Here is an 11,899-nt window from a genome sequence, read left to right as displayed (position 1 = left end):
ACGGGGCCGCAGCGCATCGCGGGGTGGAGCAGCCCGGTAGCTCGTCAGGCTCATAACCTGAAGGTCGCAGGTTCAAATCCTGCCCCCGCAACCATATCAACAGCAGCAGCGCAATACACAACAGCCCCGGCCAGCAAAGGCGCGGGGCCTTTCTGCGTTCAGCTCACGCAGCCCTGCCGATGCCCGCGCAAGACACGATTGCCGACCACCCCATAATATCGTATACGATCTGGTAGCTAAGCAGGATCAGGACGACGATAGATGGCAATCGGTTGGAAGGGCGTGTTCCCGGCAGTCACCACGCAGGTTCGCGAAGACCTGTCGATCGATTTGGCCGACACCCAGCGCGTGGTGGACGACCTGATCCGCGACGGGGTCACCGGGGTGATCGCGCTGGGCACCGTGGGGGAAAACAACTCTCTCGAATTCGACGAGAAGGTCCAGGTTCTTTCCGCCATCGTGGAAGTGGTCGATGGCCGCGTGCCGGTGATCACCGGCTGTTCGGAATACGACACCCGCCGCGCCGTGCGCTATGCGCGGGCTGCGCAGAAGGCTGGGGCGGATGGCGTGATGCTGCTGCCGCCGATGGTCTATGTGCCCAAGCCGCACGAACTGGTCGCCCATTTCCGGGGCGTTGCGCAAAGCATGGACCTGCCGATCATGCTCTACAACAACCCCCCGGCCTATCGCACCGTGATCGACAAGGATGTGCTGGCGGCCCTGGTCGAGGTGGACAACATCGTGGCGGTGAAGGAATCGGCGCCCGATACCCGTCGCTTCACCGATTTTCGCAATGCCTTCGGCGATCGCTACGTGCTGTTTGCTGGCTTGGACGACGTGGCGCTGGAAGGCCTGTTCCTGGGCGCGCAGGGCTGGGTGTCTGGCCTGACCAATGCCTTTCCCAAGGAATCGGTGGAACTGGTCAATGCCATCCAGCGGGGAGACCATGCCAAGGCGCTGGAAATCTATCGCTGGTTCATGCCTTTGCTGCATCTCGATGCCGAACATGACCTGGTCCAGTCGATCAAGCTGGCCGAGCAGGTGATGGGCCGTGGTTCGGAACGCGTATTGCCGCCGCGCTATGTGCTGGAGGGTGCACGCCGCGCCGAAGTGATTGCCATGGTCGAAAAGGCCGCCGCCACCCGGCCCGATCTGACCCCGACGCGCGCCGAACCCGTGCTGGCCTGAGCGGGCGGCCATGCGCCACACGTACTTTTGCATCGATGGGCACACGGCCGGCAATCCCGTGCGCCTGGTGGCGGGCGGGGCGCCGCTCCTCAAGGGCGCGTCCATGTCGGAACGGCGGCAGGATTTCCTCGCCCGGTTCGACTGGATCCGTACCGGCCTGTGCTTTGAACCCCGCGGGCATGACATGATGTCGGGCGGGTTTCTCTATCCGCCGGTCGATCCGGCCAACGATATCGGTATCCTGTTCATCGAAACCAGCGGATGCCTGCCGATGTGCGGCCATGGCACGATCGGCATCATCACGTTCGGACTGGAACATGGCCTGATCCAGCCGGCAGTGCCGGGCCGCCTCAAGGTGGAAGTGCCAGCCGGCACGATCGAGATCGCCTACCAGACACAAGGCGCCAAGGTCACGTCGGTGCGGATCACCAATGTGCCATCCTATGTGGCGGCGCGGGGCATTGCCGTGGCGGTGGAGGACATCGGCGCGCTATCGGTCGATGTGGCCTATGGCGGCAACTATTACGCCATTGTCGAGCCGCAGGGCGCCTATACCGGCCTGGACGACCTGGGCGCGGCACGGATCGTGGCGCTGTCGCAACGCGTGCGCGAGGCTGTGCGCGCGCAGTTCGAGCCGGTGCATCCGCTCGATCCCACCATTCGCGGTGTCAGCCACGTGTTGTGGACCGACCAGCCCAAGCATGACGGCGCCGATGGGCGCAATGCCGTGTTCTATGGTGACAAGGCGATCGACCGCAGCCCCTGCGGCACCGGCACCTCGGCGCGCCTGGCGCATCTGGCGGGGCAGGGCAAGCTGGGCGTGGGCGATACCTTCGTGCACGAAAGCTATATCTGTTCGCGCTTTATCGGACGGGTGGAGCAGGCAGTGACATTGGGCGACCAGCCCGCGATCATCCCCTCGATCGAGGGATCGGCCGTGGCGACGGGCTTCAATACGATCTGGATTGACCGCGATGATCCATTCTGGGCTGGTTTCCAGGTTGCCTGAGTGAATGTGCCTGGCGCGGGATGCGCGCAAGGGGGAGTGGCGTCGTCGTGGCGGTGATCGGAATTGTCGGTGGCGGCGTGGTCGGCCTCTGTGCGGGGATCGCGCTGGTCGACGCCGGGCACAGCGTCACCATCATCGATGACGATCGCCTGGGCCAAGCGGCATCGTGGGGCAACGCCGGGCATATCGCGACTGAACAGGTCGAGCCACTTGCGTCGCCTGCCACCATCCGCGCCTTGCCCGGCCGGCTGTTTTCCCGGGGCGGGCCGCTGGCCTTTCCGCCGGACGCCATCGGGCGATGGCTGCCGTTCGGCCTGCGGCTGATGGCAGCGGCGCGCCCGGCGCGCTTTCATGCCGGCTGCGCGGCCATGGCGCCGCTGATGGCGCAGGCCCTGCCGGCCTGGCGTGACCTGGTGGCTCGCCTTGGCGTCCCGGACCTGCTGCGCGAAGAAGGGCATCTTGTCGCCTGGCATGATGCCCACGCTGCCGCAGCGGGCCGTGCCGCATGGCAGGCGGCCCAGACCGGCACGGCAAGGGTGGCGCGAGCCACCTATGAGGATATCGCGCGCCTTTCCGCCCTGTGTGGGCAGCCGGTGGCGGGCGCTGTGCGCTTTGCTGGTACGGCGCAGATTGCCGATCTCGATGCGCTGCGCCAGGCGTTGCGGCATGCCTTTGTGGCGCGTGGCGGGCGCCTGCATGCCGAGCGCGCGCATGTGGCGATCGCGCATGGTCGGGCAGACATACCGGGGCTGGGGGCTGACACCGTGCTGGTTTGCGCTGGCGTGCGTGCTGCGCCCATCTTGCGGCGCCTGGGCCACGCGGTGCCGATGATTGCCGAGCGCGGCTATCACATCCGCGCCGACGCGCGCGCTTGGCCGGCCGATCTGCCGCCGGTGGTGTTCGAACAGCGCGCGATGATCGTCACGCGGTATCGCGATAGCGTTCAGGCAGCGAGCTTTGTCGAACTGGGCGACCCCGATGCCCCGGCCGATCCGCGCAAGTGGGAAAGGCTGGAGCGTCATGTGGCGGAACTCGGGCTGCCGATGGCCGGGCCGTTCCGGCGCTGGATGGGCTGCCGGCCGACGCTGCCCGATTATCTGCCGGCGATCGGCCGTTCAGCGCGCGCGTCCAATCTGTTCTATGCCTTTGGCCACCAGCACCTGGGGCTGACCCTGGCGCCGGCCACCGCGCACCTGATCACGGCGCTGATCGACAAAACGGCGCCAGCTGTGTCGCTGGCGCCGTTCGATCTTTCCCGTTTTGGCTGAGGATCAGGCGCGCCTGGCTCAGCTCAACGTGCCGATGGGCAGAGTGCGCACGCGCTGGCCGCGCAGGCGCGACACGGCATTGGCCACGGCCGGTGGCACGGCGGGCAGGCCGGGTTCGCCGATGCCGCCCATCTTCTCCCCACTTTCGACGATGCGCACGTGCACGCGCGGCATGCGATCGGGGGTGAGGATCGGATAGCCATCGAAATTGCGCGCCACGCGTTCGCCGTTCTTGTAGGCGGCTTCCTCGATCAGGGCTTGCGACAGGCCGAGCGCCACGGCGGAATTGACCTGCGCGGTGATGATGGCGGGGTTGACGATGCTGCCCGGATCGATCGCCTGCCACACATCGTGCACCTTGACCTGGCCATCGGCGATCGAGACTTCGGCAATGGCCGCCGTCTGCGTGCCGAAGGGCGAGGCCATGGCCATGCCGCGGGCGCGGGTGGTGCCATCGGGCGCGGTGAACGGGCCGCGCTTCCAGCCGCCGGACAGATCGACCACCGCTTTGAGCAGCGTGGTCAAGCGGGCGTTGCCCGAGAGCAGGTGCAAGCGCACGGCATAGGGATCCTGCCCGCCCTTGTCGGCCAGTTCATCGAGGAAGGCTTCATAGAAGAAGTCGTTCATCGAATTGCCGACCGACCGCCAATAGGCCACGGTGGTAGGGCTTTTGACGAAGATCTGGGCAATGCGCTTGTTGGGCAGGGCATAGCTCTTGCCCGCCAGCCCTTCGAGCGCGGTGGGATCGATTTCCCCGCTGCGCTTGTCGGCAATGCCCTCCCTCGGGCCTTCGGTGGCGCTGACCGCCTCGATCGCCAGGGGCATACCATTGGCATCGACCGCGCCGCGAAACCGCACGGCGGCCATCGGACGCAGTGGATCGCGCAGGAATTCCTCTTCGCGCGTCCAGATCAGCTTGACCGGGGCGTTGACGCGCTTGGCCAGTTCGATCGCCTGGGGATAGGGATTGCCCTTGGGATAGAGGAAGTGGCGGCCAAAGAACCCGCCAAGCAGAGGCGAGTGGATGCGGATCTTTTCCGGCGGCAGTCCGGATGCCTTGGCCACTTCGGCCAGGAACATGTCGGGCGCCTGGTTGGGGAACCACATGTCGAGCGTGCCATCGGCGTTGAACCGCGCCAGGGCCGAGGGCGGCTCAAGCTGGGCATGGTTCAGGTATTGGCTGTGATAGGTGGCGCTGAGCGTGCCCTTGGCGCCGGCATCGGCAAAGGCCTTGGCAACGTCGCCGGTGCTTTCGGCCACTTCTTCGGTGCCCTGCACCGTGGCGAGATGGGCGGCGTGGTCTGCCGTGGAGAAGGTGGCCGGCATTGGGCGATAGCTGGCCCCGGTGGGCTCAACCCAATCGACCTGGGCGGCTTCCACCGCGCGGCGCGCGTGCCAGAAACGCGGCGCGACAACGGCGACCGCGCCATCGAGGACATGCACTGAATGCACGCCCTTCATCGCCTTGACGGCTGCCTCGTTGCGGATTTTGCCAACGGCGAGGCCCAGGCGCGGCGCATGCTGGACGGCGGCGTGGAGCATGCCGTCGACCTTGCTGTCGATGGCGAACTGCGCCTTGCCGGTCGATTTGGCGCGCACGTCGAGCCGGGCCTGCGGCTTGCCGATCCAGCGGAAATCCTTCGGGTCCTTGAGGGTGGGCGGCGTGGTCGGCGCGGGCAGATCGAGCGCGTGGGGTGCCAGTTCGGCATAGCTCAGGCTGCGGCCAGAGGCCTGGTGCACGACGCGGCCGGGCTGGGTGCTGAGCGCGCTGGCCGGCACCGACAGGCGTTGCGCGGCGGCCTGGATCAACATGGCGCGGGCAGATGCGCCAAGGCGGCGCATGGTGTCGTAGCTGCTGCGCACCGACATCGATCCGCCGGTGATCCGCATCTTGCCATTGATGACCTGGTAATCCGGCCCGGTGGGTGCGTTTTCCACCACGAAGGTGGCAGGATCTGCATCGAGTTCTTCGCCCACGATCTGGGCCATGGCGGTCCACACCCCCTGGCCGCCTTCGGCGAAGGGACTTTGCAGGCGGATCGTGCCATCGGGGTTGATCGCCAGGAATGCCGGCACGCGGGTGCCGGGCACCACCGCCGGGGCAGCGCCGACTGCCTGCGCGCGGGCTGCGCCCACCGGCAGGCCAAAGCCGAGCACCAGGGCGCCGGCGCTGGCCGCGCTCAGGAAGCCGCGGCGCGATACGTTTACCGGCTCGCCGGTCGGCAGCACCTTGGCCAGCGCGGGATCAAGCGGGGTCCATTCGGTCATGCGCCGTGCTCCTGCGTGGGAGCAAGGCCAGCTACATCGCGCACCGCCGCCTTGATCGCGTTATAGGTGCCGCAGCGGCACAGGTTGGTCATTGCCGCCTCGACATCGGCATCGCTGGGCTTGGCCTTCTGTTTGAGCAGCGAGGTGGCCGCCATGACCTGGCCCGATTGGCAATAGCCGCACTGCGGCACCTGGTGCTTGACCCAGGCTTCCACCACGCGGGCGCCCACCGGATCGGCCTCGACCGCCTCGATCGTGGTGATCTGTGCGCTGGCGACCGATTCCACCGGCGTCACGCAGCTGCGCGTCACGGTGCCGTCGATCATGACCGAGCAGGCGCCGCACTGGGCGATGCCGCAGCCGTATTTCGTCCCGATCATCCCCAGGTCGTCGCGCAGCACCCACAGCAGGGGGGTATCGCCATCAGCGTCGATCTGACGCTTCTGGCCGTTGACGGTCAATTCGATCATGAAAGGCAGCCCATTCTTCGCAAAGCACGTATGCTTGGGTTTCATATCGCAATCTAATCGCCGTGGCACGATGAATATCGGGCAGGGCGCCATATTTTCCGGGCTTGAACTCGGCTTGGCGGGGGAACACCTAAGGCGCCTATTGCATTGTCTTGCCAAACAGAGGGAGCCGAGCCCACCGATGACCGCCGACGTTCTGGACGATACCGCCGCCAGCCCGCAGACCCACGCCTTCGAGGCGGATGTGGCCAAGCTGCTGCACATGATGGTCCACTCCGTCTATTCGGACAAGGATGTCTTCCTGCGCGAGCTGATTTCGAACGCGGCAGATGCGTGCGAGAAGCTGCGCTATGAAGCGATTGCCCAGCCCGATCTCTTGGGTGACGATCCGGCCCCGCGCATCACCATCACTGTCGATGCCGATGCGCGCCGCCTGACGATCGAGGACAACGGCATCGGCATGACCGCAGCCGACATGGCCGAAACGCTCGGCACGATCGCGCGCTCGGGCACCAAGGCGTTCATGGACCGCATCGCGGCGGCCAAGGGGGCTGAGGACACCCAGCTGATCGGCCAGTTTGGCGTTGGGTTCTATTCCGCGTTCATGGTCGCGGCCAAGGTCGACGTGATCTCGCGCCGGGCCGGGCAGGATGGCGCAGCGATGTGGTCTTCCGATGGCTTGGGCACTTATACCATCGGCGCGGTTGCGGCGCAGGATGCACCGGCGCGCGGCACGCGCATCGTGCTGCACCTGCTGGAAGACGCGGCCGACTATGCGCAAGCGGCGCGTATCGAGCAGATGGTGCGCGCGCAATCGGGCCACGTGCCCGTGCCGATCACGGTCAAGGACAAGCCCGATGCCGAAGGCACCCAGGTGGCCGATGGCACTGCGCTGTGGACCAAGCCCAAGAGCGCGATCACGCCCGAGGAATACAAGGATTTCTACCGCAGCGTGGCCGGGCAGTGGGACGATCCGGCGCTGACCCTGCATTACCGCGCCGAGGGGCGGCACGAATATTCCGTGCTCGCCTTCGTGCCCGAAACGCGCCCGTTCGACCTGTTCGATCCCGATCGCAAGGGGCGGATGAAGCTCTATGTCCGCCGTGTGTTGATCACCGACGAGGCAGAGCTGCTGCCGCGCTATCTGCGCTTCGTGCGCGGCCTTGTCGACTCCGCCGATCTGCCGCTCAACATGTCGCGCGAGATGATCCAGGACAGCCCGATCCTTGCCGCGATCCAAAAGGGCCTGACCGGCAAGGTGCTGGGCGAACTGGAAAAGACCGCCAAGGACGATCCGGCGGCCTATGCCAAGCTGTGGGACACGTTTGGCGCCGTGCTCAAGGAAGGGCTCTACGAGGATTTCGAGCGGCGCGAGGCCCTGCTGCGCCTGGCGCGGTTCAAGACCACGGCCTCGGGCGGGGAATGGCGTTCGCTGCAGGACTATGTCGCGGCGATGAAGGAAAACCAGACCGCGATCTATTACGCCACCGGCAGCGATCTGGATCGCATCGCCAGTTCGCCGCAGCTGGAAGGATTCCGCGCGCGCGGCGTGGAAGTTCTGCTGCTGCCCGACCAGGTGGACAGCTTCTGGGTGCGCGGGGCGATCGACCTGGATGGCAAGCCGTTCAAGTCGGTCACGCAAGGGGCAGCCGATCTCAGCCTCATCCCCTTGCCTGAAGGCGCCGACGCGCCCCAGGCCGAGCCGAGCGATGCGGTGGGTGCGTTCCTGGCGTTCGTCAAGGACACGCTGGGCGATGCGGTTTCCGAGGTGCGCGCGTCTGACCGGTTGACCGACAGCGCGGTGTGCCTGGTGGCCAGCGAAAGTGGCCTCGATCGCCAGCTGGAAAAGCTGCTGGCCAACGCCGGGCAATTGCCAGCGGGTTCGGCGCCGGTGCTGGAAGTGAACCCGGCGCACGCGCAGATCGCGGCGCTCGCTGCTCTGCCGGAAGGCGATGAGCTGCGCGCCGACGCTGCCGAACTGCTGCTGGACGAAGCGCGCATCGTCGATGGCGAGCCGCCGCGCGATCCGCGCGCCTTTGCTGCGCGGCTGGCCCGGCTGATCGCCCGCGCCACCACAGCCTGATCGGGTGAAGGCAGCCTGCGCGCCCATTTGCGGTTGCAAGTGCGGCGCGCGGCTGCCACGCCGATGGCAATGATGCAGGCCTGTGCAGGGACGATACGATGATGCGGCGCGCGTTTTTCTGGGGCATATCCGCAGCCTTGGCGGCGTCCAGCCCGGCGCTGGCCGCGTCGGCGGACAAGGTCAGCATCGATATCTATGCAATCCCCTCGCGCCCGATCGTGGCCGCGGTGGACCAGGCCAGCGCCGATCTGGCGCAACTGGGCATGACCACGTTTCGCCAGCGCGGGCAGGCGGTGCATGCCACGCTTTATCTGACCCAATATCCCGCCAGCGCGCTGCCCCGCCTCAAGGCCACGATCGCGCGGCTGGCGCGCGGCCACAAGCGCTTGCCGCTGGCAATCGACGGCACCGAGCGCACGCCCACCAACTGGCTGTTCCTGCGCGTGGTGCACACCCCCGCGCTGCAACGCCTGGCCGATGAAGTGACCCTGGCGGCCGAACCGCTGCGCGACCATGACCTGGCGCCGCCGGCCTGGATGAAGGACTATCCGGCCAAGCTGCCCGCGTTCCAGCGCTATGGCTCGCCCAACGTGTTCATGCAGTTCGATCCCCATCTGACCCTGCTGGCCAACGAGGCCAATCCCGCGTTGGCCACCTATATGACCAAGACCGGGCAGCAGCCGCCGCGCGCCCAGGGTGAGGTCGATGGAATCGGCATCGCGCTGGTCGATGCCAATGGCCAGATCGTCAGGACTCTCGCCGAATATCATTTCCGCTCGCGCTGACGCGGTAGCGGACGGTCAACACAAGCAGCCACGGGTCAGCGCTGTGCTGGTCGCGTTGGCGCGCGCGCCGCGTTGGCGGCATTAGCCAGCGTGATCGCCGGCGCATCACACCCGGCGGTTGATCTTCATTTCCTATCTCCGTCGCCTCCTCGACGCGTCGCGCCGGTCTGCACGCATCGGCAGCTGGCGGGCGTCGTGTGCGCGGCGATCGGGCGAAGCCGCTTGACATGGCGCCCGACGGAAAATATTGGCGACTTTAATCGGTGATTAAAAATGTATCGCCTAACGCAGGACGCCGGAGGAAAGACCGATAATGCGCGCACGCCGGCAGTGGCGAAAGGGCGCCTTGGGTCTCTTTCTGGTGCTTCACGACATGGAGAGGGAGGCCATCATGATCAGAACGTCCATCCACACTGCGCTGTTCGTCGGCGCTGCATTGGCCCCGCTGGCCGCCGCATCGGCGCAGGACGCCGCGCCGGTTGCGCAGGGCCAGGTTGCGGCCCCGGCTGCCTCTGACGGCCTTGGCGAAATCGTCGTGACCGCACAGCGCCGGTCTGAAAACGTGATGAAAGTGCCGCTCAGCGTTTCGGTGGTCACCGCCGAAACGCTGGTGAAGCGCGGCGTCAACGACCTGAGCGCCGTCACCAAGCTGGCGCCCAGCCTTCAGGTGGCGCAGGACAACACCTATTCGATCCGCGGTGTCGGCACGGCGACGTTTGCCACGACGGTGGAATCGAGCGTTTCGCAGATGGTCGACGACGTGGTGCTGGGCAATGGCGAGTTTGCCGCCAACGCGTTCTACGATCTGGAGCGCGTCGAGGTTCTCAACGGGCCGCAGGGGCTGCTGTTCGGCAAGAATGCCTCTGCCGGACTGATCAATATCACCACCGCCAAGCCCAAGATCGGCAAGCTGGAAGGCAATGCCGACCTGGAACTGGTCAGCCGCGACCGGCCGGTGAAGAATGGCCACGGCATCCAGGGGCGGGCCACGCTCAATCTGCCGGTCAGCGAGAACAGTGCGCTGCGCCTCAACGCGATCTACAGCGGGCAGGATTCGGTGACCTGGCCTGAAGTAAATCCCAAGGTTCGCAATGACATGGGCCTGCGCAGCCTGGGCCTGCGCGCCAAGTACCTGTGGGAGCCGGACACCGCGCTGAGCGTCTATATCCTGGGCGATTACAACCGCCAGCGCGGCGTGACCGGCCGCTATGACATCACCTATCGCGAGCTTGGCACCGGCAGTGCCTATACGGGCTTGGGCCTGCCGTCGGGCACCACCAATCGTATTTTCCAGGCCGATGCCCCCAACTTCCGCGACACTGAAACCGGCGGTGCGCAGGCCAATATCAGCTACACGTTCGATAGCGGCGTCCAGCTGATCAACATTGCCGCGTGGAAGCACATGACAACGGGCTTCTCGTTCGATTCCGACGAAACCCAGTACAACTTCTTCAACACCAATTCGGCACATCAGAACTATAACCAGTTCTCGGAAGAACTGCGCCTGGCGCTGCCCTCGGGCAACCGCCTCACCGGCCAGGCCGGGCTGTATTACTTCCACTCGCAGCTCAACCAGCAGAATCTGCTGGGCGGCAACAACGGCCTGCCTTCGTTCCTGCTGCCGACCTTCCCGTTCTGCGTTGGTGCCACCCAACTTGGCGCGCCGCCGGCGGCTTGCCCGGTCAGCAACACCTCGTTCCTCGGCCAGGACTCGCGCTTTACCCTCAAGCAGAACAGCTTCGCCGGTTATGGCCAGGTCAGCTATGGCCTGACCGACACGCTGAAGGCGACCGCTGGCGGCCGCGTCACGTATGACAAGGCCAGCATCGACCTGCTCGAAAACACCGGCCAGTATTTCGTCACGCTGGGCATTCCCAACAACCACTCGGTCCAGAGCACCGATGCCACCAACTTCAGCTACAAGGTCGGCCTCGACTGGCAGGCAACGCCCACGACGCTGGTCTATGGCTTCTACGGCCGTGGCTACAAGGGGCCGGGCTTCTCCAACACCGCGCCGGCGCCGGGCGCCAACCTGGCGGTGCGCCCGGAAATCTCGAAGGGCGGCGAAATCGGTATCAAGACCCGGTTGTTCGACAATCACCTGACGCTCAGCCTTTCGGGCTTCTACACCCGCTACACCGACCTGCAGGTGCAGTCGTGGATCACCGTGCTGCGCACCTTCGTGCTCGCCAATGCGGCAACCGCGACGACCAAGGGTGTGGACGCCTCGTTCACCGCGCGCGTCGCACCGGGCCTTACGCTGTCTGGCTCGGCCACGTATGCGGATGCAAAGTACAACGATTTCCCCGGCGCGCAGTGCTACCCGACGCAGACCACCGGCGGCTGCTCGGCGACGCAGAGTTCGTTCAATGCGGCGGGGTATCAGATTCCGCTGTCAGCCAAGTTCAGCACCTCGCTTGGCGCTGATTACCAGCATGCGCTGACCAACACGCTCGATGGCCTGGTTTCGTTGAGCTATTACCACCGTTCGTCGCTGTCAGCCGGCTTTGGCCCGGCGTTCCAGATCCCGAGCTGGGATACGCTGGATGCCAGCCTGGGCCTTAAGGCGGCAAACTGGACGCTGTCGGTGTTCTGCAAGAACTGCACCAATGCCATCCGCCCGATCTCGATCGGTTCGGACGGCGGCGATGCGTCGCTGAGCCCGGCCGTGCTGACGCTCAACCAGCGCTTCAGCTTCAACTCCGTTCGCACCATCGGCGTGCGGGCAGGGATCAACTTCTGATCTCTCTCGATCGGAAGTGATGCAAGGCTTCGGAGCGTGAGGGCGCTTCCGAAGCCTTGTTTTTGGGCCGGCGCTCAACCCCGGC

Annotated in this window: 8 protein-coding genes and 1 tRNA gene; 7 read left to right on the top strand and 2 right to left on the bottom strand. The window is 65.9% G+C overall.

The window, feature by feature from the left end; all coding sequences use genetic code 11:
• The first annotated feature begins 17 nt into the window (after nucleotides 1-17).
• The 4 genes from C8K14_RS21055 to C8K14_RS21040 all read left to right on the top strand — a co-directional run bounded on the left by C8K14_RS21055 (nucleotide 18) and on the right by C8K14_RS21040 (nucleotide 3,465).
• A tRNA-Met gene (locus C8K14_RS21055) sits at nucleotides 18-94 on the top strand.
• 167 nt (nucleotides 95-261) lie between these two features.
• Nucleotides 262-1,188: a dihydrodipicolinate synthase family protein gene (locus C8K14_RS21050; protein WP_107718972.1), complete on the top strand. Its 927-nt coding sequence runs from the start codon at nucleotides 262-264 to the stop codon at nucleotides 1,186-1,188.
• 10 nt (nucleotides 1,189-1,198) lie between these two features.
• Complete coding sequence (locus C8K14_RS21045) at nucleotides 1,199-2,197, top strand: 4-hydroxyproline epimerase (RefSeq protein WP_107718970.1); 999 nt, start codon at nucleotides 1,199-1,201, stop codon at nucleotides 2,195-2,197.
• Nucleotides 2,198-2,217: 20 nt separating this feature from the next.
• Entirely contained in the window at nucleotides 2,218-3,465 is a 1,248-nt protein-coding gene (locus C8K14_RS21040) for an FAD-binding oxidoreductase (RefSeq protein ID WP_107718969.1), read from the top strand.
• A gap of 18 nt (nucleotides 3,466-3,483) precedes the next feature.
• Here the strand turns inward: C8K14_RS21040 and C8K14_RS21035 are convergent, their stop codons facing one another.
• Together C8K14_RS21035 and C8K14_RS21030 are read right to left on the bottom strand one after the other, a co-directional pair.
• Complete coding sequence (locus tag C8K14_RS21035) at nucleotides 3,484-5,733, bottom strand: xanthine dehydrogenase family protein molybdopterin-binding subunit (RefSeq protein WP_107718967.1); 2,250 nt, start codon at nucleotides 5,731-5,733, stop codon at nucleotides 3,484-3,486.
• Nucleotides 5,730-6,203, bottom strand: a complete 474-nt coding sequence (locus C8K14_RS21030) for a (2Fe-2S)-binding protein (protein ID WP_166643380.1) — start codon at nucleotides 6,201-6,203, stop codon at nucleotides 5,730-5,732. The genes C8K14_RS21035 and C8K14_RS21030 overlap by 4 nt, the downstream gene beginning before the upstream one ends.
• 181 nt (nucleotides 6,204-6,384) lie before the next feature.
• On the opposite strand from C8K14_RS21030, the gene htpG reads away from it, so the two are divergent.
• From htpG to C8K14_RS21015, 3 genes are all read left to right on the top strand, one after another.
• Complete coding sequence (gene htpG, locus C8K14_RS21025; protein WP_107718965.1) at nucleotides 6,385-8,286, top strand: molecular chaperone HtpG; 1,902 nt, start codon at nucleotides 6,385-6,387, stop codon at nucleotides 8,284-8,286.
• Nucleotides 8,287-8,384: 98 nt separating this feature from the next.
• Nucleotides 8,385-9,071 (top strand): 2'-5' RNA ligase family protein, encoded by a 687-nt coding sequence (locus C8K14_RS21020; protein WP_233251179.1) that lies wholly within the window; start codon nucleotides 8,385-8,387, stop codon nucleotides 9,069-9,071.
• Between the two features lie 391 nt (nucleotides 9,072-9,462).
• Complete coding sequence (locus C8K14_RS21015; RefSeq protein WP_107718963.1) at nucleotides 9,463-11,814, top strand: TonB-dependent receptor; 2,352 nt, start codon at nucleotides 9,463-9,465, stop codon at nucleotides 11,812-11,814.
• The last annotated feature ends 85 nt before the right edge of the window (nucleotides 11,815-11,899 follow it).

Source organism: Novosphingobium sp. GV079, assembly GCF_003058045.1.
GTDB lineage: Bacteria > Pseudomonadota > Alphaproteobacteria > Sphingomonadales > Sphingomonadaceae > Novosphingobium > Novosphingobium capsulatum.
This window is presented reverse-complemented; position numbering and strand designations above follow the sequence as displayed.

What these genes read in the sequence shown, in the direction of transcription:
- C8K14_RS21020 (WP_233251179.1), top strand. Translation starts at nt 8,385, where the DNA reads ATGATGCGGCGCGCGTTTTTCTGGGGCATATCCGCAGCCTTGGCGGCG.
- C8K14_RS21030 (WP_166643380.1), bottom strand. Translation starts at nt 6,203, where the DNA reads ATGATCGAATTGACCGTCAACGGCCAGAAGCGTCAGATCGACGCTGAT.
- htpG (WP_107718965.1), top strand. Translation starts at nt 6,385, where the DNA reads ATGACCGCCGACGTTCTGGACGATACCGCCGCCAGCCCGCAGACCCAC.
- C8K14_RS21050 (WP_107718972.1), top strand. Translation starts at nt 262, where the DNA reads ATGGCAATCGGTTGGAAGGGCGTGTTCCCGGCAGTCACCACGCAGGTT.
- C8K14_RS21015 (WP_107718963.1), top strand. Translation starts at nt 9,463, where the DNA reads ATGATCAGAACGTCCATCCACACTGCGCTGTTCGTCGGCGCTGCATTG.
- C8K14_RS21045 (WP_107718970.1), top strand. Translation starts at nt 1,199, where the DNA reads ATGCGCCACACGTACTTTTGCATCGATGGGCACACGGCCGGCAATCCC.
- C8K14_RS21040 (WP_107718969.1), top strand. Translation starts at nt 2,218, where the DNA reads ATGCGCGCAAGGGGGAGTGGCGTCGTCGTGGCGGTGATCGGAATTGTC.
- C8K14_RS21035 (WP_107718967.1), bottom strand. Translation starts at nt 5,733, where the DNA reads ATGACCGAATGGACCCCGCTTGATCCCGCGCTGGCCAAGGTGCTGCCG.